The organism is Streptomyces sp. Ru62 (assembly GCF_002920615.1).
GTDB lineage: Bacteria > Actinomycetota > Actinomycetes > Streptomycetales > Streptomycetaceae > Streptomyces.
In genome coordinates this window covers 63,407-87,902 of the sequence record NZ_PQSU01000018.1, presented here as the reverse complement: position 1 = coordinate 87,902, position 24,496 = coordinate 63,407, and the positions used below count along the sequence as shown (strand labels likewise).

Genomic DNA, 24,496 nt, shown 5'->3' with positions numbered 1-24,496 from the left:
GGCCGGACGACGGATCCGGCCCCTCGGCCGCACGACGGAGCGGGGCAGCGGGCCGAAATCAGGTGCGGGCCGGGGCGGGTGTCGAGATAGTCGGGGCATGTCGGCAACGCCCCTCCGCTTCCGCGATCCGCGCAGCACCAGGTACGACTTCCTCGACTCGGTGCTGGTGCACTGCCCCCGCTGCGACCGGGTGGCCCATGTGCGGCGGCGGCCGGAGGCCGAGGAGCGGTGGATCTTCGCACCCCGGTGCCTGGTCTGCCGTTCCTGTGGTCTGTCCCGCACCTGGGCCGGCCGGTCCGCGGTCCTCGACTCGGGCTCGGCGGGGCCCGCGCGGGACCCGTACTTCCGTGCCCGGCTGTGGCTGCGGCGCGAGACCCGGCACGGCCGGGTGTGGGCGTACGACCTGCGCCATCTGGACCTCATCCGGCGCTATGTCGCGGCCGGTCCGCGGGAACGCGCCCCGTGGCACGACACCGGCCGGAAGATGACCCTGGTCGCCCGTCTCCCCTCCTGGATGAAGAGCGCCAAGAACCGGGACGAGGTGCTGCGCGCGATCGATGGGCTGAGGGCCGCCGCCGTCAGGCCGGACTGAAGCCCAGCCGTGCCAGGGCGTCCGGCACGCCGGGTACGGCGGTCACGCCGGCCGGCAGGGCGGGGCGGCGTACGACGACCACGGGCAGGCCCAGCTCGCGTGCCGCCGTGAGCTTCGCGGCCGTCGCCTCACCGCCGCTGTCCTTGGTGACCAGGACGTCGATCCGGTGGGCGCGCAGGAGCTCGGTCTCTGCGGTGACCGTGAACGGGCCCCGGGCCAGGACGATGCTGCTGTCCGGGGGCAGCGGGGGCTCGGGCGGGTCGACGGAGCGGACGAGGAAGCGCAGGTCCGTCAGATGGGCGAAGGCCGCGAGGCCGAGGCGGCCGGTGGTGAGGAACACCCGGCGGCCGAGGCCGGGCAGGGCCTCCGCGGCCGCGGCCAGGGACGGGACGTCGTACCAGCGGTCGCCGGGGCCCGGCCGCCAGCCGGGGCGGCGCAGGACGACGGCGGGGACGCCCGTGGCCAGCGCCGCACGGACCGCGTGGTCCGTGATCGACTCGGCGAAGGGGTGGGTGGCGTCCACCAGGGCGTCCACCCCGTGCGCGCGCAGCCAGTCGGCGAGGCCCTCGGGACCGCCGAAGCCACCGGTCCGCACCTCGCCGGGCAGCGCCCCGGGCCGGGCGACCCGGCCGGCGAGCGAGGTGGTGACGCGTACCCCGGGCCGGGCGGCGAGGTCGGCGGCGAGGCGACGGGCCTCGGTGGTGCCGCCGAGGATCAGGACGTGCGCGGGCATAGGGGTGAGCGTACGAGGTCGTACGGGCCGGTCCGCCGCCCGGGTCGCTACCGTCGGGCCATGGAGTCCCTGGCGTCCGTGCATGCCGTCCTGATCGACATCGACGGGGTCCTCACCGTGTCCTGGAAGCCGCTGCCCGGTGCGGTGGAGGCGCTGCGCGGCATCCGTGCGGCCGGGTTCGGCGTGGCCCTGGTGACGAACACGACCTCCCGGACCCGGGCGTCGATCGCCGGCACGCTGTCGGAGGCCGGTTTCGAGGTGGACGCGGACGACGTGCTGACCGCGCCCGCCGTCACCGCGGCCCATCTCGCCGAGCACCATCCGGGCGCCCGGTGCCTGCTGCTCAACAGCGGGGACATCGCCGCGGACCTGGGCGACGTCACGCTGGTCGAGGAGGGTGCCGACGTGGTCGTGGTCGGCGGCGCCGGGCCGGGGTTCGACTACGCGGCGCTCAACCGGGCGTTCGGCGAGTTGCAGCGGGGCGCGCGGCTGGTCGCCATGCACCGCAACCTGTACTGGCGCACCGACGCCGGGCTGCAACTGGACTCGGGCGCGTTCCTGCTGGGGCTGGAGCGGGCGGCACGCGTGGCGGCCGAGGTCACGGGCAAGCCGTCCCCGGCGTTCTTCGAGGCGGCGCTCGCCCGGCTGGGAGTGGACGCGGAGCGGGCGCTGATGGTCGGCGACGACATCGAGTCGGACGTGCTCGCGGCGCAGCGGGCCGGGCTGACCGGGGTGCTGGTGAAGACGGGCAAGTACCAGCCGGAGACGCACGAGAACGCCAGCGGCACCCCGGACCATGTCCTGGACTCCTTCGCGGACGTCCCGGCGCTGCTGGGGCGGGCGGAGTAGCCGTCGGCCGACGGAGCAACGGCCGGGCGGCGTGGCGGTCGGCCGCCGGGGTCAGCGGAGCAGCAGTTGCAGGCCGCCCAGGATCGTCGCCGCGATGACGAGTTGTTCGAAGAGCCGCTGGTTGATCCGGTTCACAGCCCACTTGCCGAACAGCGCGCCGGGCACCACGAAGACCACCAGCGCGGCGTCGAGGAGCAGCGAGTGCCCGTCGATCAGGCCCAGACCCGCGCTGAACGGCACCTTCGAGACGTTCACGATGAGGAAGAAGAACGCGGACGTGCCCAGGAAGCCGAGCTTGCGGAAGCCCGCGGACAGCAGGTACATCGACATCACGGGCCCGCCGGCGTTGGCGACCATCGTCGTGAACCCGCCGAGCACACCGTACGAGCGGGCCTTGACGCGGCCCGCCCGGGTGCCGACCTCGTCCGGGTCCTCCGGGGTGCCGGCCGTCCGCCGCCGCCACAGCGTCACCCCGGCCATCAGCAGCAGGATCGCGCCGATCGACGTCCGTACGATCCCGTCGTCGGCCCACACCAGGAAGAGCGTGCCGGCCACCACTCCCGCCGCCACGGCCGGGAACAGCCGCCACAGGGTGGGCCAGTGCGCGTGCCGCCGGTAGGTGAGGACGGCGAGCACGTCACCGGCGATCAGGACGGGCAGCAGTACGCCGGTGGAGGCGCGGGCGGGCAGGACCGCCGCGAAGACGGCGAGACTGACCGTGTTGGCCCCGCTGACGGCCGTCTTGGAGAAGCCGACCAGCAGGGCCGCGAAGGCGAGCGCCGCGAACCCCCAGCCGGATATGTGCCAGAGCGTCATCGTGTTCATGGAGGAACCGATGCTATGCACACGCATGGGTCCGGCGTAAGCAGCGTCTCGCCGGTCGGTCCCGGTGCGAGGGCCGGCGCGGCGCCTAACGGCCCGTGTACCGCGCCCGCAGCTCCCGCTTGAGCACCTTCATGCTCGGCCCGAGCGGCAGCGCGTCCGCGAGCTCCACCCGCCGCGGGTACTTGTGCCTGCCCAGGTGCTCCTTGGACCACTCGGTGAGCGCGGCGGCGTCCGGCGTGGCGCCCGGCGCGGGGACGACGACGGCGCACACCTCCTCGCCGTGCAGGTCGTCGGGCAGGCCGATGACGGCGACCTGGGCGATCTCGGGGTGGCGCATCAGGACCTCCTCGACCTCCCGCGGGTAGACGTTGTAGCCGCCGCGGATGATGACGTCCTTCTTCCGGTCGACGATCCGCAGGAAGCCCTCGTCGTCCTTGGTGCCGAGGTCGCCGGTGCGGAACCAGCCGTCCACCAGGGCCTCGGCGGTGGCCTCGGGGCGGCCGAGGTAGCCGGAGAAGACGTTGTGGCCGCGGATGACGACCTCACCCACCTCACCGGGCGGCAGCAGCTCGATCCGGCCCTCCACCTCGGCGCGGGCGATCTCCACGTCGATGCCCCACAGCGGGTGGCCGATGGTGCCGGCCTTCGTGCCGAACACCGGCTGGTTGACGGTGGCGGTCGGCGAGGTCTCCGACAGCCCGTACCCCTCGTAGATCTTCGCGCCGAACGCGGCCTCGAACCGCTCCAGCACGGCCACCGGGAGCGAGGCCCCGCCGGAGACGCACACGCGCAGCACCGGGAGCCGCTCCGCGTCCGCGGCGGCCGCCGCGAGGGCGATGAACATGGTGGGCACGCCGTGGAAGGTGTTCACGCCCTCGCGCACCATCAGGTCGATGGCGCGGGCCGCGTCGAAGCGGGGCAGGAGCACGAGCGTGGCGCCGGCCCGCCAGGTGGAGTTGAGCGAGACGGTCTGGCCGAAGGCGTGGAACAGCGGCAGCGCGCCGAGGGCGATGTCGTCGGCGCGGATGTCGTTGGCGTCGAAGGCGTTGACGGTCGCGTTCATCACCAGGTTGAAGTGGCTGAGGACGGCGCCCTTGGGGACACCGGTCGTGCCACTGGTGTAGAAGATCACCGCCGGGTCGTCGGCGGCCCGGGTGACGTACGACGCGAGGGGCTCGGCGTCGGCCGCGAGCTTCTCGAACTCCGTGCCGAGGGTGACCGCCCGGACGCCCGTGGCGCGTGCGGCGGCCGTCCCGGTCTCCGCCTGGGCCGGGTGGACCAGCAGCAGGGTGGCCCCGCTGTCGCGCAGCACGTGCTCGACCTCCCCGGCGGAGAGCAGCAGGTGCACGGGGACGACGACCCCGCCCGCCGCGGCGATCGCGTAGTACGCCACCGGGAACTCCGCGGTGTTGGGGGCCATGAGGGCGACCCGGTCGCCGGGCCGTACGCCGAGAGCGGTGAGCGCGCCCGCCTGGGCCAGCGCGCGCTGCCACGCGTCGGCGAAGGTGAGCCGCAGGTCGCCTTCGACCAGGGCGGTCTTGCCGGGGCGGCGCCGGGCGTTCTCGGCGAGGATGGCGGCGACGGACAGGGTGGCCATGGAGTGCTGCTCCGTTTCCTTGCTGCGGCTCGTGTTCCGGATCCCCTGTGCGGGGAGCTCCCGTCGGGGAAGCTCTAGTGCCTCTCGACCAGCACCGCGCTCCCCTGCCCCACCCCCACGCACATCGTCGCGAGCCCCCGCCGCGCGCCCGTGCGGCGCATCCGGTGCAGCAGGGTGGTCAGGATGCGGGCGCCGGAGCAGCCGAGGGGGTGGCCGAGGGCGATGGCGCCGCCGGAGGGGTTGACCAGGTCGGGGTCGATGCCGAGCTGGTCGACGCACGCGAGTGCCTGCGCGGCGAACGCCTCGTTGAACTCGGCCTCCTGGACGTCGCCGGTCTCCCAGCCGGCCCGGGCCAGCGCCTTGCGGGTGGCGGGGACCGGGCCGAGGCCCATCACGTCCGGGTGGACGCCGGCGGAGGCGCCCGCGATGTAGCGTCCCAGGGACTCCAGGCCCAGCTCGTTCAGGGCCTCCTCGCTGACCAGCAGCAGGCCGGCCGCGCCGTCGTTCATCGGGGAGGCGTTGCCGGCGGTGACGGTGCCGTCCGCGCGGAAGACCGGCTTCAGCCGGGAGAGCTTCTCCAGCGAGGTGTCCTCGCGGACGCACTCGTCCTGCTCGACCACGATGCCGTCGGGGCGCTCGACGGGCAGGAGTTCGTCGTCGAAGTGGCCGTTCTTGCGCGCGGTGGCGGCGAGGCGGTGGCTGCGCAGGGCGAACTCGTCCTGGCGCTCGCGCGGGATGCCGTACCGCTCGGCGACCTCCTCGGCGGTCTCGCCCATGGAGAGCAGGCCGTGCAGCTCCTTCATGGCGGGGTTGACCAGCCGCCAGCCGAGCCGGGTGTCGTAGGTCTCGATGCGCTGCGGCAGGGCCTCGTCGGGGCGGGGCAGGACGAAGGGGGCGCGGCTCATGGACTCGGAGCCACCGGCGATCACGATGTCGGCCTCGCCTGCGGCGATGGTCCGGGCGGCCGTGGTGACCGCTTCGAGTCCGGAGGCGCACAGCCGGTTGACGGTGGCGCCGGGCACGGAGTCGGGCAGTCCGGCGAGCAGGGCGGCCATGCGCGCGACGTTGCGGTTGTCCTCGCCGGCCTGGTTGGCGGCGCCCCAGTAGACGTCGTCGATGCGGGCGGGGTCGAGCGCGGGCACGTCGGCCACCAGATGGCGGATGACGGTCGCGGCCAGATCGTCGGGGCGGACCGGGGAGAGGGCTCCGCGCAGCTTGCCGATGGGGGTGCGGCGGGCGGCCGCGAAGTGGACGGGACGCACGGCTGGGACTCCTGACCTACGACGCTGTGGATCAGCACGGACCTCACGACAGCTCTTCCGCTGTCCGGCAGCAGTTAATTAGCACTGCTAGTTTTGGACTATAGACCGCCGACCGCTCCCCTGGGAAGATCCTCAGGACCTTCCCCGAGGCAGCTGGAGGAGAGATGCCCCACGTCCGCGAGCACGTCCTCGACGGCACGCACGGAGCCCTCGCCGTACGGGAGTGGCCGCACCCGGCCCCCCGCTGCCTGGCACTCCTGGTGCACGGGTACGGCGAGCACGCCGGCCGGTACGCGGAACTCGCCGCCCGGCTCACCGGGCACGGCGCCGCCGTGTACGCGCCGGACCACGCCGGCCACGGCCGGTCGGCCGGGGAGCGGGTGGTGATCGAGGACTTCGAGGACGTGGTCACGGACGTGCACACGGTGGCGGACTCGGCCCGCGCCGCGCGTCCCGGCCTGCCACTGGTCCTGGTGGGCCACTCCATGGGGGGACTGATCGCGGCCCGCTACGCCCAGCGGTACGGCGGCGAACTGAGCGCCCTGGTGCTGTCCGGCCCGGTGATCGGCGCCTGGGACCTGCCGGGACGGCTGCTGGCCCTGGAGGAGATCCCGGACGTCCCGATCAGCCCGTCCGCGCTCTCCCGGGACCCGGCCGTGGGTGCCGCGTACGCGGCCGATCCGCTGGTCTGGCACGGGCCCATGAAGCGGCCGACGCTGGAGGCGTTCGCCCGGACGCTGGAGACCGTCGCCCGGGACGGTGACATCGGGGGGCTGCCGCTGCTGTGGCTGCACGGCGACGACGACCGGCTGGTGCCGCTGCCCGGGAGCCGGACCGGCGTGGAGCGGTTGAGCGGCGGCCGGCTGACCGAGCGGATCTTCCCGGGGGCGCGGCACGAGGTGTTCCACGAGACCTGCAAGGAGGACGTCTTCGCGGAACTGATGGGCTTCCTGGACCAGGTACTGCCCCGCTGACCAGTCGGTTTGCTCCCTCACGCAGCGGGCACCCGCCCTGTCGGACATGACCGTGGAAGCTGCCGAAAGGGGATGGACGGACCATGACCGTGGTCAAGAGCACGCTGCCCGACGAGGCGCTCGGCGTCACCGGAACCGCCCTGCAGGAGACCCTGGTGGACCTGCTCGGGCTGTCGCTGATCGGCAAGCAGGCGCACTGGAACGTCGTGGGCCCGCGGTTCCGGTCGATCCACCTCCAGCTCGACGAGGTGGTCGCCACGGCCCGGAGCCACTCGGACACGGTGGCCGAGCGTGCCGCCGCGCTGGGCGTGCCGCCGGACGGCCGGCCGGAGACCATCGCCGCGACCTTCGCGCTGCCCGGCGCCAAGGACGGCTGGCTGCGCGACACCGAGGTCGTGGAGCTGATGGTGTCGGCGCTGGAGGCCGCCATCGGCCGGCTGCGCGAGCGGATCGAGACGACCGAGAAGGCCGACCCGGTCACCCAGGACCTGCTGATCTCCGTCACCGCCGACCTGGAGAAGCAGCGCTGGATGTTCGAGGCCGAGAACCAGCCGCGCGACGACGCCGCCGGCTAGTACACCCACTCCCGCCAGTACACCCACTCCCGCACGGAAGGGGGAGACCCATGGCCGACGCACTGGAGACCGAGGCGCTGTGGGAGGACTTCCACCGCGTGGTGAACATGACCTCCGCGGAACTCGCGGCCTGGCTGAAGGTCCGGGACGCCGACGAGGAGACGGAACCGCTTCCGGAGGAGGCGGGCACGCCCACCGGCCGGCACGTCCTCGCCATCCTGCAGAAGCGCCGTACCGACCTCACCGACGACGACGTCCGGGTCATGCACAAGGTCGTCGAAACGGTCGGTGACCTGGTCGACATGGAGAACGAACCCGAGCCGGAGAACACGCCGGAGGACACCCGGCGCCGGCACCGGCTGATGACGCTGGGCCACGACCCGCTCAAGCCCTAGCCGGAGCCCGACCGTGGACCGGGACGAACGGGTCGTGCGCGAGCTGGTGTCCGCGTACGGGCGGACGTACGCCGAGGAGGCGGGCATCCGCCTGAAGGACACCCCGCAGCCGCTGTACCGGCTGCTCGTGCTCTCCCTGCTGCTGAGCGCACGGATCCGGGCCTCCGTCGCGGTCGCCGCCGCCCGGGCCCTGCACGAGGAGCACCTGGACAGCCCCCGCCGGATGGCCGAGGCCGACTGGCAGCGGCGGGTGGACGCGCTCGGCCGGGGCGGCTACCGCCGGTACGACGAGCGCACCGCGACCCAGCTCGGCGACGGCGCCGAGCTGCTGACCGAGCGCTGGGGCGGCGACCTGCGCCGGCTGCACCGGGAGGCGGAGGGCGACGCCGGCCAGCTGAAGCGGCTGCTCCAGGAGGAGCCGGGCATCGGGCCGGCCGGCGCCGACATCTTCCTGCGCGAGGCGCAGCGGGTGTGGCCGGACGTCGCGCCCTACCTGGACGGCAAGGCGCTGTCCGGGGCCGGGCGGCTCGGCCTGCCGAAGGACCCCGAGAAGCTGACCGAGCTGGCCGGCGACACCCAACCGGCCGTCCTGGCCGCCGCGTTGGTCCGGGCAGCGCTAGACGAACAGGTGGCCGAAGACTGTCTGCGCCGGGCCGCTTGATCGTGTCAGACTGCTCCCCGCACGTCCCGGAGTGACCACCGGGGCCGGACGGGTGGAGGAGCAGCACGTGACGGGGACAGGGCCGCGGATCCAGGACGGCATCGACACGACCAGACCGCATCCGGCCCGGGTGTACGACTGGTTCCTCGGCGGCAAGGACAACTACCCGGTCGACGAGGAACTGGGCCGGCGGATCGCGGCGATCGACGGGGGCGCTCCCAAGGCCGCCCGCGCCAACCGGGCGTTCATGCGCCGCAGCACGCGCATGCTGGCCGCGGAGCGGGGGATCCGCCAGTTCCTGGACATCGGCACCGGCATACCGACCGAGCCGAACCTGCACCAGATCGCCCAGTCCGTGGCCCCCGACGCCCGCGTGGTGTACGTCGACAACGACCCCATCGTGCTGGCCCACGCGAACGCGCTGCTGCGCGGCACCCCGGAGGGCGTGACCGAGTACGTGCAGGCCGACGCCCGCGATCCGCGCGCGATTCTCGGCCAGGCGGCCCGCGTCCTGGACCTCGACCGCCCGGTGGCCCTCTCCCTCATCGCCCTGCTCCACTTCATCGCCGACGAGGACGGCGCCCACGACCTGGTGGACACCCTGGTCGGCGCGCTGGCGCCGGGCAGCTGCCTGGTGCTGTCGACCATGACCGCCGACTTCGAGCCGGAGAACGTCCAGCGGGGCATCGCGGCCTACGCGGCCGGCGGGGTCACCCTGGTGGCGCGTGCGCAGGCCGAGGTGGGCACCTTCTTCGAGGGACTCCGGCTGCTGGAGCCCGGGATCGTGTCGGTGGCCGAGTGGCGGCCCGAGGAAGCGCCCGACGGGCCGATCTCGCTGTACGGCGGGGTCGCGGTCAAGCCCTGACGCCGTCGTACGGCAGGTCCAGCACGAGGGCGACGGTCCGCAGTACACCGTCGTCGTTGTTGGACGGGGCCAGGTGGCGGGCCCGCCGGATCACCTCCGGGTGGGCGCCCGCCATGGCGAAGGACCACTCGGCGGCGTCGAGCATCTCCAGGTCGTTCAGGTAGTCGCCGAAGACCATGGTCTGGGCGGGCGTGATGCCGAGCGCCCGCTGGAGGCCGCGCAGGGCGGTGCCCTTGTCGGCCGTGCGGTTCATCACGTCCACCCAGTGTTCGCCGGAGACGACGACCTGGTGGGTCGCTGTGAACTCCGCGAGGGCCGGGGCGGTGGTGTGCTCGGCGGACCCGAAGTCGAACATCGCGACCTTGATCATCTCATCGTCCACGGCGGTGACGTCCTCGACGATCCGGTGCTCGACGTAGTACTTGCGCACCTCCGCCAGGAACGCCTCGTCGGTCCGCTCGACGTACGCCGCCCGCTTGCCGCAGACGACCGCGCCGACGTCCGTGCCGTCCGCGACCAGCCGCCGCGCCGTCCGGGCCACCCCTGCGGCGACGGACCGGTCCAGCGGGTCGGAACTCAGCTCCACGCCGTCGCGGACCACGTACGTGCCGTTCTCGGCGATGAACACCATGCCCTCGGCGACCTCCTCGAACTGCCGGAAGAGGGTGGCGTACTGGCGTCCGCTCGCCGGGCTGAACAGCACTCCCCGGCGGCGCAGTTCGGCGAGCATCGGCCACAGCCCGTCGGGAATCCGCTTGGCGTCGTCCAGCAGCGTGCCGTCCATGTCGGTGACGATCAGCCGGATGTCGGCGGGACCGGCGGGCAGGCCGGAGGCGTCGAGGAGGGGCGTGGGCGTGGCGGGCATGTCCTGCTTCCGGTCGGGGGCGGGGATACCGGTCCAGTGTTCCTCACGCGCCCTGAGGACCCGGAACCGCCCGGGGGGCCGGGGCGCGGCTGCCCGGAACCGCCCGCCGTGCCCGTTTCCCGGGACAGCGCGATCACCGGGAGGCACAATGACGGCGGAGAACCGCACGTGAGAAGGGCGGACAGGTGAGCGAGGTCGACTCCCCGGGGGCCGGATCGGCACGGCTGGACACCACCGTGGCGCACAACGCCCGGGTCTGGAACTACTGGATCGGCGGCAAGGACCACTACGAGGTCGACCAGCGCGTGGGCGAACAGATCGCCGGGATGTTCCCGGTGATCCGGGCGGTGGCGCGCGCGGACCGGGAGTTCCTGGGGCGGGCGGTGCGCTTCCTGGCCGCCGAGCGGGGCATCCGGCAGTTCCTCGACATCGGCACCGGTCTGCCGACGGCCGACAACACGCACGAGATAGCGCAGCGGATCGCCCCCGAGTCCCGGATCGTGTACGTCGACAACGACCCCATCGTGCTCGTGCACGCCCGCTCGCTGCTCACCAGTTCCCCGGAGGGCGTCACGGACTACGTCGACGCCGATGCGCACGACCCGGACGGCATCATGCGGCGGGCCGCCGAGACCCTGGACCTGACCCGGCCGGTGGCGGTCCTGATGCTGGGCATCCTCAACTTCGTGCTGGACACCGGCGAGGCCCGGGACATCGTGCGCCGGCTCATGGCGGCGGTGCCCGCCGGCAGCCACCTGGTCCTCACCCATCCGACGTACGACCGTGAGGTGGGCGGCGAGGGCAATGTGGCCGCCATGGAGTTCTGGAACGCCCACGCCACCCCGCCGATCACCGCACGCGGTCGTGCCGAGATCGCCGGGTTCCTGGAGGGTCTGGACCTGGTGGAGCCGGGACTGGTGCCGTGTTCGCAGTGGCGCGCCGAGTCGGCGTCCGCCGCCCCGGTGCCGCAGTTCGGCGCGGTGGCCGTGAAACCCTGACCCCGGCCGCGCGCGGGCCGGGCCCGCCGAGGAGGACGCATGACGACTTTCGCCGACCCCGTGCCCGGCGGCCGTCCCGGGGACCTGCGCCGGGTCGCCGGCCTCACCGCCGACCTGGCCGCCCAGGGCGTGCGCGGCATCGTGCTGGCGTACGTGGACACCGCGGGCGTCGGCCGGGTGAAGACGATCCCCACCGGGCGGCTGGAGGCGGCCGTGTCCTGGGGCGTCGGCATGTCCCCGGTGTTCGACACCTTCCTCGCCGACGACTCGATCGTCGGCACCGACGCGCTCGGCTCCCCCGACGGCGACCTCAGGCTCTACCCGGACCTGGACCGGCTGGTGCCGCTCGCCGGCCAGCCCGGCTGGGCGTGGGCGCCGGTGGACCGGATCACCCAGGAGGGCGCCCGGCACCCCGGCTGTGCCCGGACGTTCCTGCGCCGGACCGTCACGGACGCCGCCGAACGGCACGGCCTCGCCTTCAAGGCGGCGATCGAGATCGAGTGGTCCGTCGGGCTGGGCTCGGCGCCCGCCGGGGAGTTCGTACCGGCCGTCTCCGGCCCGGCGTACGGTGCGATCCGGCAGGTCGGGCTGAGCGACTACACCGCCGATCTGCTGGCCGCGTGCGCCGCGCAGGGCGTGGACGTCGACCAGTTGCACCCCGAGTACGCGCCCGGGCAGTTCGAGATCTCGGTGGGCGCCCGGGATCCGGTGGCGGCGGCCGACCTGAGTGTGCTGGTCCGGCAGACGATCCGGGCGGTGGCCCAGCGGCACGGTCTGCGGGTCTCGTTCGCGCCCGCGGTGTCCGCCGAGGGCGTCGGCAACGGCGGCCATCTGCACCTGTCCTGCTGGCGCGACGGCGTGAACCTGCACGCCGGCGGCGAGCGTCGGTACGGCATGACGGCCGAGGCGGAGTCCTTCGCGGCCGGGGTCCTCGCCCACCTCCCGGCCCTGACCGCGGTCACCGCCCCCAGCCCGGCCAGCTATCTGCGGCTGAAGCCCTCCCAGTGGGCCGGCGTCTTCACCGCCTGGGGCCGCGAGACCCGCGAGGCCGCCCTGCGGATGATCACGGGCACGGCGGGCCGCCACGACCAGGACGCCAACATGGAGGTCAAACCGGTCGACCTGGCCGCCAACCCGTATCTGGCCCTCGGCTGTGTGATCGCCGCCGGACTCGACGGCGTCACGGCGGCCCGGACCCTGCCCGACGAGATCACCGGCGATCCGGCCCGCTACGGCCCCGACGAGGCGGCGGCCCTGGGCGTACGGCGGCTGCCGCGGTCGCTGCCGGAGGCGGTGGAGGAGTTCCGCGCGGACCCGGTGCCGCGGGCCGCGCTGGGCCCGGTCCTCGCGGACGCGGTGATCGCCGTACGGCTCGGCGAGGCGGCGGCCGTCGACGGGCTCGGCCCCGACCAGGTGGCGGCGGCCTACCGCTGGACGTACTGACCATGGCCGCACCGGGACCGGTCCACGAGGCCCTCGCCGCGCTGCCGCTCGTCGACCACCACTGCCACGGCGCGGTCACGGTCGATCTCGGCGGCACGGAATTCGCGTCCCTGATCACCGAGGGCGCGGCCTGGCCGGACGTCTCCCCCTTCGACAGCCCGGTCGGCCTGGCCGTCCGCCGCCACTGCGCACCCCTGCTGGACCTCCCCCGCCACGCACCGCCCGCCGACTACGTGGCCCGGCGAGCCGAGCTGGGCTGGCGGGAGGTCAACCGCCGCTTCCTGACGGCGGCCGGAGCCGGGGTGTTCTGCGTGGACACCGGCTACGCCCCGCACCCTCTCACCACCCCCGCCGAACTGGCGGCGGCCGCCGGTGCCGCCGCCTGCGAGGTCGTACGGCTGGAGGGGATCGCGGAGTCGGTGGCGGCGCGGGGCGTGGAGGCGGGCGAGTACGCGGCCGTGTTCCGTACGGCCGCCGAGGAGGCCGTACGGCGGCCGGGCGTGGTCGCGGTGAAGTCCATCGCGGCCTACCGCACGGGATTCGCCCTGCACCCGGAGCGCCCGGCCGGGGCCGAGGTGACGGAGGCCGCCCGGCACTGGCTGGCGCGGGGCGGACGCCTCACGGACCCGGTCCTGGTCCGGCACCTGCTGTGGACCGCCGTCGACCTGGGGCTGCCGCTGCAACTGCACACCGGCTTCGGCGACGCGGACGTACGGCTGCACCGCGCGGACCCCGCCCTGCTCACCGACTGGCTGCACCGGACCGCCGGCACGATCCCGGTGCTGCTGCTGCACTGCTGGCCGTACCACCGCCAGGCCGCCTATCTGGCCGCGGTGTTCGAGCAGGTGTACCTGGACGTCGGGCTCGCCCTGCACTACACCGGGCCGGCCCGGTGCCGTGCGGTCCTGGAGGAGGCGCTGGAGATCACCCCGTTCCGCAAACTGCTGTACAGCTCCGACGCCTATGGTGTGTCCGAGTTCCACCACCTGGGTGCCCTGTGCTTCCGGCAGGGCCTCGCCGATCTGCTGCAAGAGCGCGTGGACGCCGACGAGTTGAGTCTCGCCGACGCCCTGCGGATCGCGGCCTGGACGGGCCGCGACAACGCCCGCCGACTGTACGGACCGACCGTATCCGAACCGGCCCGCGATTCCAGCGGGCGCCCCACCCGGAAAGTATGATCAAGCAATGTCTGACATGACCGAGACCACGCCCGGCTGGCTGACCACGGACGAACTGGAGATGGCCAGGGCCCGGATGCCGATCCTGTACGTCGAGGCCGTGCCCGTGCGCGTGGACGACAGCGGTGAAGTCACCAGTATCGGGCTGCTTCTGCGCATCGGCCCGGACGGCACGGTCAGCCGGACCCTGGTCTCCGGCCGGGTGCTGCACCACGAGCGGGTCCGCGACGCGCTGCTGCGCCACCTGGAGAAGGACCTCGGCCCGGTCGCCCTGCCGCGCGTCCCCGCCTCGCTCCAGCCGTTCACGGTCGCGGAGTACTTCCCGACGGCGGGCATCACGCCGTACCACGACCCGCGCCAGCACGCGGTGTCCCTGGCCTACATCGTGCCGGTGACCGGCGACTGCCGGCCCCGGCAGGACGCGCTGGACCTCGTCTGGTTCAGCCCCCAGGAGGCCGCCTCACCGGCGGTGCAGAACGAGATGCCGGGCGGCCACGGGGTGCTGCTGAAGCAAGCGCTGGCGCACGTGGGGCTGGCGTTCTGACCGGTCGTCACCAGCGCCACGGTCCGTTCAGGAAGAGGAAGCGACTATTCCATAATTCCCGGGAAACCGGACTTCCACGGCGGCCGTGACAGACGGAAGAGCGGTCGCCCAGGAAATGCAGCAGATTTCCCGGGAAGGGTTTTGCATGTCTGTGAGCCGCACCTTAGCCGCGTCCGTGATCTGTGCGACCGCCGCCATGGGCGCCGCGGGATGCTCGGACGAGGGATCGTCGGACCAGCCGTTCGAAGGGCAGAGCGCGGACCAGGTGGCCGCCAAGGCGGTGACCGCCACCCGGAACGCCGCATCGCTGCGCATGGCCGGCAAGGTCTCCGCGGAAGGGCAGCCCCTGACGGTCGACTTCCACGTCGACACCCAGAAGAACTGCAAGGGCCGGATGTCCATGGAACGAGGCTCGGCCGACGTCATCCACGCAGGTCAGGCGACGTACATCAAGGGTGACGAGGAGTTCTGGGGCAACGCCGCCAAGGGCTCGGCCGGCCGCCAGAAGGAGGTCCGGGCACTGAGCGGCCGCTGGGTGAAGGTACCGGTCGGCGACGCGCGTACGACGGGGCTGTGTGACAAACAGGGATTCCTGGCCGACATGGACAGCGACAAGTCCGAGCGCAAGGGAATGACGAAGGGCGACGTCACCACGGTCAACGGCCGGAAGGCCATCGCCTTGAAGAAAAAGAAGGGCGGCGAAAGCATCACCATGTACGTCGCCACGGAGGGAAAGCCGTACATTCTCAAGCTCGACCAGTCCGGCGGCGAGAATCCCGGCACGGTCGTCTTCTCGGACTACGAGAAGCCGGTCAAGGCCGCACCCCCGCCGGCGGGACAGGTGATCGACGCCACCAAGGGCGACAAGGCGGCTTCCTGACCCGTCGAGAGAACCGTTCACGTACGCCGTCGAACGTTCGAGGGCCGGTTCCGGATGTCTCGGAACCGGCCCTCACCGGTGACTCTCACAAGTCGGGACGACAGGATTTGAACCTGCGACCCCTTGACCCCCAGTCAAGTGCGCTACCAAGCTGCGCCACGTCCCGGTGCCGTTTGACCTGGGCTTTCCCCCGGCCGAACGCGCAGGGAAACAATACCGCACTCGACTCGGTGGTCGCGCGCCCCTTTTCCCGGTTGACCTCAAGTTTGATTGAGGTTGCACGATCATCGGCATGACGACCGCAACGGACCAGAGCCGTACGTACGGCTACGACGACCTGCCCCGGCTGATGGGGCTGATGACCGGCGACGAGAAGCACGGACCGGCGGCCACGTCCACGCTCGACGTGCTGTGGGTGCTCTACGACCGGGTGCTCCGCGTCGCTCCGGACCGACGGGACGACCCGGCCCGGGACCGCTTCCTGCTGAGCAAGGGGCACGGGCCCATGGCGTACTACGCCGTGCTGGCCGCCAAGGGGTTCCTGCCCGTCGAATGGCTGCCGGGCTTCGGGTCCTACGACTCCCCGCTCGGGCACCACCCGGACCGGGTGCTGGTGCCGGGGGCCGAGATCGGCAGCGGCTCCCTCGGGCACGGGCTGCCGATCGCCGTGGGCACCGCGCTGGGTCTGCGGGCGCAGGGCCGGCCCGATCCGGCGGTCTGGGTGCTGATCGGGGACGCCGAGCTCGACGAGGGCAGCAATCACGAGGCGATCGCCTTCGCGGGGCCCGCCGGGCTGGACCGGCTGCACACCGTCGTGATCGACAACTCCTCCGCCAGCCACGCGCTGCCCGGCGGGATCGCCGCCCGGTTCGAGGCCGCGGGCTGGTCCGCGGTGACCGTCGACGGGCGCGACCACGAGGCGCTGTACGCCGCGTTCACCGCGCCCCATCCCGGCCGGCCGCATGTCGTCGTGGCCCGCGTCGAGCCGAAGAACGCCTGACTTCCCGGAAAGGGTCTCTTCCATGGACACCATGCGTGACCGTTTCGCCCCCGTCGTCTCCCGGATGCTGGACGAGGACCCCCGGGTCGCGGTCGTCCTCGCCGAGATCGGCCGGGACGGGTTCCGCGAGGCCGAGCGCCGACATCCCGACCGGGTGATCAACGTCGGCATCCGTGAACAGCTGCTGGTCGGCGCGGCGGCGGGGCTGGCGCTCACCGGGCTGCGGCCGATCGTGCACACCTTCGCCAGCTTCCTCGTGGAGCGGCCGTTCGAGCAGGTCAAGCTGGATCTGGGTCATCAGGACACGGGTGCGGTGCTGGTGAGTGCCGCCGCCTCCTTCGACTGGCCGGCCGGCGGCTTCACGCACATGGCCCCGGGGGACGTGGCCCTCCTCGACACGCTGGACGGCTGGACCGTACATGTGCCCGGGCACCCGGACGAGGCCGAGACGCTGCTGCACCACGCGGTCGCGGCGGGCGACGACCGGGTGTACGTCCGGCTGTCCCTGCAGTCCAACCGGCAGGGACGGGTCATCGACGGCCGGCACTTCGTCACCGTCCGCGAGGGCCGCTCCGGAGTGGTCGTCGCCGTGGGCCCGATGCTGGACGAGGTCCTCACGGCGACGGAGGGCCTGGACGTGACGGTGCTGTACGCGACGACCGTACGACCGTTCGACGCGGCCGGGCTGCGCCGGGCGACGGAGGCGGCGGGCACGGACGTCGTGCTGGTCGAGCCGTACCTGGCCGGGACATCGACGGCCGCGGTGAGCGAGGCACTGACGGATGTCCCGCACCGGGTGCTCGGCCTCGGCGTCGCCCGCCGCGAACTGCGCCGCTACGGCACGATCGAGGAACACGTGGCCGCCCACGGCCTCGACGCGGCGACCCTGCGGGAACGGATCGCCCACTTCGTGAGCGCGGGGCGGCCGGCCGAGGCGCGACGCGGCTGAACGCCGACACGCGGGGCGTAAGGGCGAGTCTCACGCCGGCCCCGGACCAGGGTGCCGGCGAGCCTCCCACTGAAGCTCCGGCGGGCGAGCGGTCCCACCACCACGGAGCAGACCGCAGGTGAAGCCTCACGCTCAGGCTCCGGCGAAGGCGCCCCCTCGCCGCAGGGCACGCGAGTCACCGCGGATGACGGTCGCATCGGCGCGGATCAGGGCGTGGCCGGTCCTCGTCCTCACGGTGCGGCGGGTGCGGTGGCGTCGGCCCGGGGCAGGTCGCGTATCGGGGGGATCGCCAGCAGGATGGCCGCCACCGCGAGGCTCACCGCCGCCGCGGCCAGCAGGACGTGGTCGGCGCCCAGGGATTCGGCCGCAGGGCCGGCGAGGGCCTGGCCGACCGGCATCATGGCGAGGGAGCCGGCCACGTCGTAGGCGTGGATGCGGTTGAGGACGTCGGCCGGGACCTGGGTCTGCACGGTGGTCGCCCACATCACGCCCCAGAACGACATCCCGGCGCCGGCGACCGCGGCCCCGGCCGCCATGGCCGGTACGCCGAGGCCCGCCCCGACGGTCGCGGGGAAGCCGAAGAAGGCGAAGAGGGAGAGCGCGCCCGCGCGGAGCATGCGGCGGGGGCGCAGCCGCAGGGCGAGCAGGCCGCCGACCACCGTGCCCGCCCCGAGGGCCGAGTTGACCAGGCCGTAGGCGCCGGGGCCATGGTGCCGGACGACCTCGGTGGCCACCAGCGGCACGGTCGGGCCCCATACGGCGATCATGTAGAGGCACCAGACGGCGATGACCCCCCACAGCCAGGCGCGGGAGCGGAACTCCCGCCAGCCGTCGACGAGATCGGCGCGGAAGGCGCGCAGGGCGGAGCCGGTGGCGGCGCGGGCCGCGACGGGGAGCGGGCGCAGCCGCAGGAGCAGCAGGCACAGCGCGCTGAGCGCATAGGTGGCGGCGTGCGCGGCGAAGACCCCACCGGGCGAGGCGAGGCCCACCAGGACGCCGGCGACGGCCGGACCGGCGAGCTGGGCGGCGGACTCGGCGATGCGGATCGCTCCGTTCGCGCCCTGGATGTCGGTGGCGAGGCGGGGCACGGTGCTGGCCACGCCCGGCTGGAAGACGGCGCCGGCCACGCCGTTGACGACGCCGATGGCGCAGATCTGCCACAGCACCACGTGCCCGGTGAAGAACAGGCCCGCGGCGAGGGACTGGGAGCCGAGCCGGACGAGGTCGGCGCCGATCATCAGCCTGCGGGTGCTGAACCGGTCCGCGATGACCCCGCCGAAGACGACCAGTCCCGCGAACGCGGCGGCCGTGGAGGCCATGGCGAGGCCGACCGCGCCCGCGCCGTACCCGTGTTCCAGCAGGCCGGCGGCGAGGGCGACGGGCAGCATGGTGTCGCCGAGGCGGGCGACGGCCCGGGCCACGAAGAAGAGTCCGAAGTCCCGCGACCAGACCGCCGAGGCACCGGCCGCCGCCTTCCGCACCCCCTGGGCGGCGACGTCCCGCCGCGCGTCCGTGCCGGTCATCCCGAGCGCTCCCCTCCCCGACCAGGCCGTTCCCCCGGCCGTGCCGATCCCGTCCGTACCACTTCCCGCCCCGCCACGGGCGCTCCCCATCCGCCGAGGCGGGATCATGCCACCCCCCGGCCGCGCCCGCCGGGCTTTTCAGCCCCCGGCCGGGAGCCCCAACTCCGGATGCGCGTCGAGGAGCCGGGGCGGTGCGGCCTGGCGCCAGGAGTCCGCCAGGATGTCCCGCAGCTCGTCCACGTCCTCCAGGGCGGCGAGTCTCGCTCTCACCCAGGCGAACTGCGCCTCGTGGTCGGCGATCCAGAACTTCTCCGGCTCGGCCAGCACCAGTTCGTCGCGCTCCTCCTTGGGGCAGCGCACGGCGATGGACGTCTCGTCCTCGGGGAGGGTCGCGAACATCTTCCCGGCGACCCTGAAGGTGGGCATGCTCCAGGCGATCTTCTCCGTGGTGTCCGGCAGGGACAGGGCGATTCGGCGTACGTCGTGTGCATCCGGCATGCCACGCACGGTAGCCCCTGCCACTGACAGTCACCCCTCCCGGCCGTCGCCCCCAGGCGCCACCCCTCCCGGCGCCGCCCGCCGGCCGTCACGCCCCGAGCCGCTTGTAGTACAGCGTCGTCGGCCGCAACACGCCCGCCGGGCTCGCCGCGTAGTCGGGGATGGTCCCGGCCCTGGTCCAGCCGGCCGAGCGGTACAGGTCCTCGGCGGGGCTGCCCGTCTCGGTGTCGAGATGGAGCAGGGTGCGGCCGTCGGCCGCGGCGGCCTGTTCGGCGGTGGTGAGGAGCCGGCGACCGAGGCCCTGTCCGCGCGCCGAGCGGTGCACCATCAGCTTGACCAGCTCGGCGCGGTGCCCGCTGTTCGGCTTGTCGGGGTAGGCCAGGCCGACCGTGCCGGTCACCCGGTCCAGGGGATCCAGGGCCGCCCAGACGGCGAGCCGTCCCGCCGCCGTGGCCTCGGCCCGCTCCCGCCACCACGCGACCGCCTCCGCGTGGCCGAGCGGCGCGAGGAAGCCGACGGAGGCGCCCGAGGCCACGGTGTCGGTCAGCAGCGCCGCCAAGTCGCCGGCGCGGTCGCGTACTCGGGTGCCGTCCCAGCGTTCCACCCTCGTCGCCGTGTCCCCGCCGAGGCCCACGGGCTCGTCACCGCGCTGCCTCATGGCCGTACCACCGCCAGCGCGTACCGCGCCTCGCCCGGACCGGCGCAGCGGAAGCGAGTCGCGCCGGTCACCCGCATACGCAGGCAGTCCCCCGCGCCGAGCCGGTGCACCTGGTCCCCCACGGTCACCTCCAGCCCTCCCTCCAGCAGCCACAGGTGCTGTTCCAGGCCGGGCACGGGCGGGCGGTCGTAGGCGATGTCCGCGCCCGGGGTGAGCCGGCCCTCGACCAGTTCGCCGCGCAGTCCGGTGTGCGCCGGGGACACGGACCGGCGGACGAAGCCGGAGGCGCGGTCCTCCCACACCTGCTGGTCGGCGGCCCGGACCAGCGGGGCCGGCGCCGCCTCGACCTCGCTGAGCAGCTGGGACATCGTGCGGCCGTAGACGTGACAGAGCCGGTTCAGCAGGGCGGCGGTGGGGCTGGTCTCCGCGCGCTCGGCGCGCGACAGGGTGGACCGGCTGACCCCGCTGCGCTCCGCCAGCTCGCCCAGGGACCAGCCGTGCTGGGCGCGCAGTTCGGCGAGCCGGGCGCCGATGAGGAGATCGACAGCGTCCTCGTTTCTCATATCCGGGACGCTATCCCTGATATGAGACGGCGTTGTTACGGAAGCCTCACGCCTGCGCCGCCTCGCCGAGCGCCTCCAGCACCGGGCGGATCAGCGGGTGCCCCTCGGCCCCCCGGCGGACGGCGGCGAACACCCGGCGGGTCGGGGCGACACCGTCGACGGGGCGGACGACCACGCCGGTGAGGTCCATGCCGCGCAGCGCGGAGCGCGGGACGAGGGCCACGCCCGCGTCGGCCGAGGCGAGGGCCACGACGGCCCGGAAGTCGTCGGAGGAGTGTTCCAGGCGGGGCTGGAAGCCGGCGCTCTCGCAGGCGAGGACGACCACGTCGTGGCAGGGGTTGCCGGGGTACGGCCCGATCCAGGCGTCCTTGGCCAGTTCGGCGAGGGGGACCTCGGGAGCGTCCACCAGGCGGTGCCCGAGAGGCACGACGGCGTCGAACGGCTCGGCGTAGAGCGGCACATGGGTCAGGCGGGGATCGTCGGCGGACGGCGCGCCCCGGTACTCGACGGCGACCGCGACGTCGACCTGCCGGTCCAGGACCATGGGCAGGCTGGCGTCGCCCTCCGCGTCCTGCACGCGGATCCTTATGCCGGGCGCGTGGTGGGCGAGGCGGGCCACGGCCGGGGCCACGACCTGGGCGATGCCGGTCGCGAAGGCGGCCACGGTGACCGTGCCCGCCTCACCCGAGCCGTAGGCGGCCAACTCTGCCTCCGCCCGCTCCAGCTGGGCGAGGACCGCGTTGGTGTGGCTGAGCAGGATCTCGCCCGCCGGCGTGAGCCGTACGCCCTTGGCGCCGCGCTCGACCAGGCGATGGCCGGTCTCCTGCTCCAGGGCCGTGAGCTGCTGGGAGACGGCGGACGGGGTGAGGTAGAGCGCGGCGGCCGCCGCCGTGACCGTGCGGTGGTCGGCCACCGCACGGAGGATGTGGAGCCGCCGTGCCTCGATCATGCCCCCATTATCCCAGGGCGTCCGCCCTGGTCAGGCCGCCAGCTCCGCGCGCGCCGCGACGAACGCGTCGACCGCGCGGTTGACGTCGTCCGTGGAGTGCGCGGCGGACAGCTGGACGCGGATGCGGGCCTGGCCCTGCGGCACGACCGGGTAGGAGAAGCCGATCACGTAGACCCCACGCTCCAGCAGCAGTTCGGCCATCCGGGCCGCCTCGGCCGCGTCACCGATCATGACGGGGGCGATGGCGTGGTCGCCGGGGAGGATGTCGAAGCCCTCCTCGGTCATCCGGCGGCGGAACAGCGCGGTGTTCTCGGCGAGCCGGACGCGCAGGTCGTCGGCGGACTCCAGCAGGTCGAGGACCTTCAGGGAGGCGGCGGCGATCACCGGGGCGAGCGTGTTGGAGAACAGGTAGGGGCGGGAGCGCTGGCGCAGCAGGGCGACGATCTCGGCACGGGCGGCGACGTAACCGCCGGAGGCGCCGCCGAGGGCCTTGCCGAGGGTGCCGGTGATGATGTCGACGCGGTCCATGACGCCGTGCAGCTCGGGGGTGCCGCGGCCGGTCGGGCCGACGAAGCCGACGGCGTGCGAGTCGTCGACCATGACCATCGCGTCGTAGCGGTCGGCGAGGTCGCAGATCTCCGCGAGGGGCGCCACGTAGCCGTCCATGGAGAAGACGCCGTCGGTGACGATCAGACGGCGCCGGGCGTCGGACGCCTCCTTCAGCTTGGCCTCCAGGTCCGCGAGGTCGCGGTTGGCGTAGCGGAAGCGGCGGGCCTTGGACAGCCGGATGCCGTCGATGATGGAGGCGTGGTTGAGGGCGTCGGAGATCACCGCGTCCTCCTCGCCGAGCAGGGTCTCGAAGACACCGCCGTTGGCGTCGAAGCAGGAGGAGTACAGGATCGTGTCCTCCTGGCCGAGGAACGCCGACAGCCGGGCCTCCAGCTCCTTGTGCACCTCCTGGGTGCCACAGATGAAGCGGACGGAGGCCATGCCGTAGCCCCAGCGGTCCAGGGCGGCGTGGGCGGCGGCGATCACGTCGGGGTGGTCGGCGAGGCCCAGGTAGTTGTTGGCGCAGAAGTTGAGGACCTCGCCGGGGCGGCCGCCGGCGGTGACGTTCACGGTCGCGGACTGCGGGGTGCCGATGACCCGCTCGGGCTTGTGCAGGCCGGCGGCGCGGATCTCGTCGAGGGTGGCGCGCAGGTCGTCGCGGACGGTGTCGAACATGAGGGTGCTCCTGAAATACCTGAAGGTGCTTGCGGGGGAAGGGGGTTACGCGGTCCAGTCCAGGATGACCTTGCCGCCCTTGCCGCTCGCGGCGTCGGCGAAGGCCGCCTCGAAGTCGCGGTAGTCGTACCGGCCGGTGATCACGGGGGCGAGGTCCAGGCCGCCCTCCAGCAGCACCGACATCGCGTACCAGGTCTCGAACATCTCGCGGCCGTAGATGCCCTTGATGGTGATCATCGAGGTGACGATCCGCGCCCAGTCCACCGGGAACTCCTGGGCGGGCAGGCCGAGCATGGCGATCCGGCCGCCGTGCGTCATGTTCGCGATCATGTCGCGCATGGCCTCGGGCCGGCCGGACATCTCCAGGCCGATGTCGAAGCCCTCGCGCAGCCCCAGTTCGCGCTGTCCGTCGGCGATGGTGGACTCGGCCACGTTCAGGGCCAGGCTCACCCCTATCTTGCGGGCGATCTCCAGGCGCTCCTCGCTGACGTCGGTGACGACGACGTTGCGGGCGCCGGCGTGACGTGCCACGGCGGCGGCCATCAGGCCGATCGGGCCCGCGCCGGTGATCAGCACGTCCTCGCCGACCAGCGGGAAGGAGAGCGCGGTGTGCACGGCGTTGCCGAACGGGTCGAAGATCGCGGCGACGTCGAGGTCGACGGGCACGCGGTGCACCCAGACGTTGGACGCGGGCAGGGCGACGTACTCGGCGAACGCGCCGTCGCGGCCGACACCGAGGCCGACGGTGGCCCGGCAGAGGTGACGCCGGCCGGCCAGGCAGTTGCGGCACTTGCCGCACACCAGGTGGCCCTCGCCGCTGACCCGGTCGCCGATGCGGATGTCGGTCACGTCCCGCCCGGTCTCGACGACCTGCCCGACGAACTCGTGCCCGAGCACGAGCGGGGTGCGGATCGCCTGCTGGGCCCAGCCGTCCCAGGACCGGATGTGCAGATCGGTGCCGCAGATACCGGTCCGCATGACCTTGATCAGTACGTCACCGGGGCCGATGGCGGGCTCCGGGACGTCCGTCAGCCGGAGTCCCGGCTCCGCCTTCTCCTTGACCAGCGCCTTCAACGCTACGGCTCCTGTGAGTGAGGCCCGGCCCACGGGCACGCCGAAGGAGCCCGCACCGGGTCAGAGGGGTGGAATCACCCTGCAATCTGCCGTACGCGGGAGCCGGGGTCCATCGAGCTTTTCTTAACCGGCGCCTCAGCTTTCCTACATGCCCCCCGAAAACGCCCGTCACGCCGCCCCCGCACGGTGTTCCGCGCGTCAGAGAGGCAGACCGTCCCCGGTACTCCGTTCGAGGCGTACGACGAGATCGGCGGCGAGCGCCTTGATGGTGTCCAGGCCGGCCCTGCCCCACGCGCGGGGCACTGTGTCGGCGGCGCACACGGTGCCGAGCGCCATGCCGGAGCTGTCGATGAGCGGGGCGCCGAGGTAGGAGCGGATCCCGTACCCGTCGACGACCGGATTGCACGCGAACCGTGGATAGTCGCCGACGTCCTCCAGGACGAGGGCCTTGCGGCGGACCACCACATGGGGGCAGAAACCATGGTCGCGCGGCAGCACCCGGCCGATCTCGGCCCTGGTTCCGTCGTCCCGCACGACCGGGGAGGTGGCCGGGGCGCTCAGGCCCGCGAAGAACTGGTGCTCCTCGCCGATGAAGTTGACCATCGCGTAGAGCGCGCCCGTGAGCTGCGCGAGGTGGCCGGCGAAGGCGTCGAGCGTGGGGTCGGGCCGGTCCGCCAGGCCGAGCCGGCGCAGTCGGTGGACGCGGGCGGGGGCCTCCTTGTCCTCGGGGGTGAGCAGCAGACCCCGGATCGGCCGGGGCGGCTCGTAGCTCATGGCCGGGCTCCGTCGCTGTGGGCGTACCTCATATAGGGACTCCGTGGG

General features: G+C 73.3%; 27 protein-coding genes and 1 tRNA gene. 14 read left to right on the top strand and 14 right to left on the bottom strand.

The genetic code is table 11. From position 1 onward, the window contains the following. Positions 1–97 precede the first annotated feature (97 nt). A complete protein-coding gene (locus tag C3492_RS24620) occupies positions 98–592 on the top strand; it encodes a hypothetical protein (protein ID WP_103814083.1) in 495 nt (164 codons plus the stop codon). On the opposite strand, the gene C3492_RS24615 is transcribed toward C3492_RS24620, so the two are convergent. Further along, a complete protein-coding gene (locus C3492_RS24615; RefSeq protein WP_103814081.1) occupies positions 579–1,325 on the bottom strand; it encodes a cobalt-precorrin-6A reductase in 747 nt (248 codons plus the stop codon). The two genes, C3492_RS24620 and C3492_RS24615, sit on opposite strands and share 14 nt — an antisense overlap. Before the next feature lie 60 nt (positions 1,326–1,385). Between C3492_RS24615 and C3492_RS24610 the strand changes: the two genes are divergently transcribed. After that, positions 1,386–2,174, top strand: coding sequence for an HAD-IIA family hydrolase (locus C3492_RS24610; protein ID WP_374938368.1), 789 nt, complete (start codon positions 1,386–1,388; stop codon positions 2,172–2,174). Positions 2,175–2,225: 51 nt separating this feature from the next. Here the strand turns inward: C3492_RS24610 and C3492_RS24605 are convergent, their stop codons facing one another. The 3 genes from C3492_RS24605 to C3492_RS24595 all read right to left on the bottom strand — a co-directional run bounded on the left by C3492_RS24605 (position 2,226) and on the right by C3492_RS24595 (position 5,858). Next, complete coding sequence (locus C3492_RS24605; protein WP_103814079.1) at positions 2,226–2,999, bottom strand: sulfite exporter TauE/SafE family protein; 774 nt, start codon at positions 2,997–2,999, stop codon at positions 2,226–2,228. A gap of 85 nt (positions 3,000–3,084) precedes the next feature. Next, a complete protein-coding gene (locus tag C3492_RS24600; RefSeq protein WP_103814077.1) occupies positions 3,085–4,596 on the bottom strand; it encodes a long-chain fatty acid--CoA ligase in 1,512 nt (503 codons plus the stop codon). A 74-nt stretch (positions 4,597–4,670) separates the two neighbouring features. After that, on the bottom strand, positions 4,671–5,858 hold the full coding sequence (locus tag C3492_RS24595; RefSeq protein ID WP_103814075.1) for a thiolase family protein: 1,188 nt from the start codon (positions 5,856–5,858) through the stop codon (positions 4,671–4,673). A 164-nt stretch (positions 5,859–6,022) separates the two neighbouring features. On the opposite strand from C3492_RS24595, the gene C3492_RS24590 reads away from it, so the two are divergent. The 5 genes from C3492_RS24590 (at position 6,023) to C3492_RS24570 (ending at position 9,328) form a co-directional block, all read left to right on the top strand. Next, entirely contained in the window at positions 6,023–6,832 is an 810-nt protein-coding gene (locus tag C3492_RS24590; protein WP_103814073.1) for an alpha/beta hydrolase, read from the top strand. A gap of 83 nt (positions 6,833–6,915) precedes the next feature. Next, positions 6,916–7,407: a Dps family protein gene (locus tag C3492_RS24585; protein ID WP_103814070.1), complete on the top strand. Its 492-nt coding sequence runs from the start codon at positions 6,916–6,918 to the stop codon at positions 7,405–7,407. Between the two features lie 50 nt (positions 7,408–7,457). Next, positions 7,458–7,802 (top strand): DUF3140 domain-containing protein, encoded by a 345-nt coding sequence (locus C3492_RS24580; protein WP_103814068.1) that lies wholly within the window; start codon positions 7,458–7,460, stop codon positions 7,800–7,802. A 13-nt stretch (positions 7,803–7,815) separates the two neighbouring features. Then, positions 7,816–8,463, top strand: a complete 648-nt coding sequence (locus tag C3492_RS24575; RefSeq protein WP_103814066.1) for an endonuclease — start codon at positions 7,816–7,818, stop codon at positions 8,461–8,463. Positions 8,464–8,530: 67 nt separating this feature from the next. Next, positions 8,531–9,328, top strand: coding sequence for an SAM-dependent methyltransferase (locus C3492_RS24570; protein ID WP_103814286.1), 798 nt, complete (start codon positions 8,531–8,533; stop codon positions 9,326–9,328). On the opposite strand, the gene C3492_RS24565 is transcribed toward C3492_RS24570, so the two are convergent. Further along, positions 9,318–10,193: a Cof-type HAD-IIB family hydrolase gene (locus C3492_RS24565; RefSeq protein WP_103814065.1), complete on the bottom strand. Its 876-nt coding sequence runs from the start codon at positions 10,191–10,193 to the stop codon at positions 9,318–9,320. The two genes, C3492_RS24570 and C3492_RS24565, sit on opposite strands and share 11 nt — an antisense overlap. A 185-nt stretch (positions 10,194–10,378) precedes the next feature. Here C3492_RS24565 and C3492_RS24560 point away from each other — a divergent pair, with 185 nt between their 5' ends. The 5 genes from C3492_RS24560 (at position 10,379) to C3492_RS24540 (ending at position 15,236) form a co-directional block, all read left to right on the top strand. Next, positions 10,379–11,191 carry an SAM-dependent methyltransferase gene (locus tag C3492_RS24560; RefSeq protein WP_103814064.1) on the top strand — a complete coding sequence of 271 codons (813 nt, stop codon included), beginning with the start codon at positions 10,379–10,381 and terminating at the stop codon, positions 11,189–11,191. Between the two features lie 39 nt (positions 11,192–11,230). Beyond that, positions 11,231–12,634 (top strand): glutamine synthetase family protein, encoded by a 1,404-nt coding sequence (locus C3492_RS24555; protein ID WP_103814062.1) that lies wholly within the window; start codon positions 11,231–11,233, stop codon positions 12,632–12,634. A gap of 2 nt (positions 12,635–12,636) precedes the next feature. Beyond that, the gene (locus C3492_RS24550; RefSeq protein WP_103814060.1) at positions 12,637–13,812 is read left to right on the top strand and encodes an amidohydrolase family protein; all 1,176 of its coding nucleotides are present in this window, start codon (positions 12,637–12,639) and stop codon (positions 13,810–13,812) included. A 7-nt stretch (positions 13,813–13,819) separates the two neighbouring features. Beyond that, entirely contained in the window at positions 13,820–14,356 is a 537-nt protein-coding gene (locus tag C3492_RS24545) for an NUDIX hydrolase family protein (protein ID WP_086011601.1), read from the top strand. A 151-nt stretch (positions 14,357–14,507) separates the two neighbouring features. Further along, a complete protein-coding gene (locus C3492_RS24540) occupies positions 14,508–15,236 on the top strand; it encodes a hypothetical protein (protein WP_258055864.1) in 729 nt (242 codons plus the stop codon). A gap of 92 nt (positions 15,237–15,328) precedes the next feature. Here C3492_RS24540 and C3492_RS24535 read toward each other — a convergent pair. Next, positions 15,329–15,402 (bottom strand) — tRNA-Pro (locus tag C3492_RS24535). A gap of 126 nt (positions 15,403–15,528) precedes the next feature. Between C3492_RS24535 and C3492_RS24530 the strand changes: the two genes are divergently transcribed. After that, complete coding sequence (locus C3492_RS24530) at positions 15,529–16,236, top strand: transketolase (protein ID WP_103814056.1); 708 nt, start codon at positions 15,529–15,531, stop codon at positions 16,234–16,236. Between the two features lie 22 nt (positions 16,237–16,258). Continuing rightward, entirely contained in the window at positions 16,259–17,185 is a 927-nt protein-coding gene (locus C3492_RS24525) for a transketolase family protein (protein WP_103814054.1), read from the top strand. A gap of 230 nt (positions 17,186–17,415) precedes the next feature. Here C3492_RS24525 and C3492_RS24520 read toward each other — a convergent pair whose 3' ends face one another. The 8 genes from C3492_RS24520 to C3492_RS24485 form a co-directional block, all read right to left on the bottom strand. Then, the gene (locus C3492_RS24520) at positions 17,416–18,708 is read right to left on the bottom strand and encodes an MFS transporter (RefSeq protein ID WP_258055863.1); all 1,293 of its coding nucleotides are present in this window, start codon (positions 18,706–18,708) and stop codon (positions 17,416–17,418) included. A 138-nt stretch (positions 18,709–18,846) separates the two neighbouring features. Then, a complete protein-coding gene (locus tag C3492_RS24515; RefSeq protein ID WP_181140530.1) occupies positions 18,847–19,206 on the bottom strand; it encodes an MmcQ/YjbR family DNA-binding protein in 360 nt (119 codons plus the stop codon). Positions 19,207–19,294: 88 nt separating this feature from the next. After that, complete coding sequence (locus C3492_RS24510) at positions 19,295–19,864, bottom strand: GNAT family N-acetyltransferase (RefSeq protein WP_374938367.1); 570 nt, start codon at positions 19,862–19,864, stop codon at positions 19,295–19,297. Beyond that, positions 19,861–20,427 carry a helix-turn-helix domain-containing protein gene (locus C3492_RS24505; protein WP_103814050.1) on the bottom strand — a complete coding sequence of 189 codons (567 nt, stop codon included), beginning with the start codon at positions 20,425–20,427 and terminating at the stop codon, positions 19,861–19,863. Before C3492_RS24505 ends, C3492_RS24510 begins: the two co-directional genes overlap by 4 nt. A 46-nt stretch (positions 20,428–20,473) precedes the next feature. Then, positions 20,474–21,376 (bottom strand): LysR family transcriptional regulator, encoded by a 903-nt coding sequence (locus tag C3492_RS24500; protein WP_103814048.1) that lies wholly within the window; start codon positions 21,374–21,376, stop codon positions 20,474–20,476. Between the two features lie 30 nt (positions 21,377–21,406). After that, positions 21,407–22,600 carry a glycine C-acetyltransferase gene (locus C3492_RS24495; RefSeq protein ID WP_103814046.1) on the bottom strand — a complete coding sequence of 398 codons (1,194 nt, stop codon included), beginning with the start codon at positions 22,598–22,600 and terminating at the stop codon, positions 21,407–21,409. Positions 22,601–22,645: 45 nt separating this feature from the next. Continuing rightward, positions 22,646–23,674 carry an L-threonine 3-dehydrogenase gene (gene tdh / locus C3492_RS24490; RefSeq protein WP_103814044.1) on the bottom strand — a complete coding sequence of 343 codons (1,029 nt, stop codon included), beginning with the start codon at positions 23,672–23,674 and terminating at the stop codon, positions 22,646–22,648. Positions 23,675–23,872: 198 nt separating this feature from the next. Beyond that, complete coding sequence (locus C3492_RS24485; RefSeq protein ID WP_103814042.1) at positions 23,873–24,448, bottom strand: GAF domain-containing protein; 576 nt, start codon at positions 24,446–24,448, stop codon at positions 23,873–23,875. Positions 24,449–24,496: the final 48 nt, after the last annotated feature.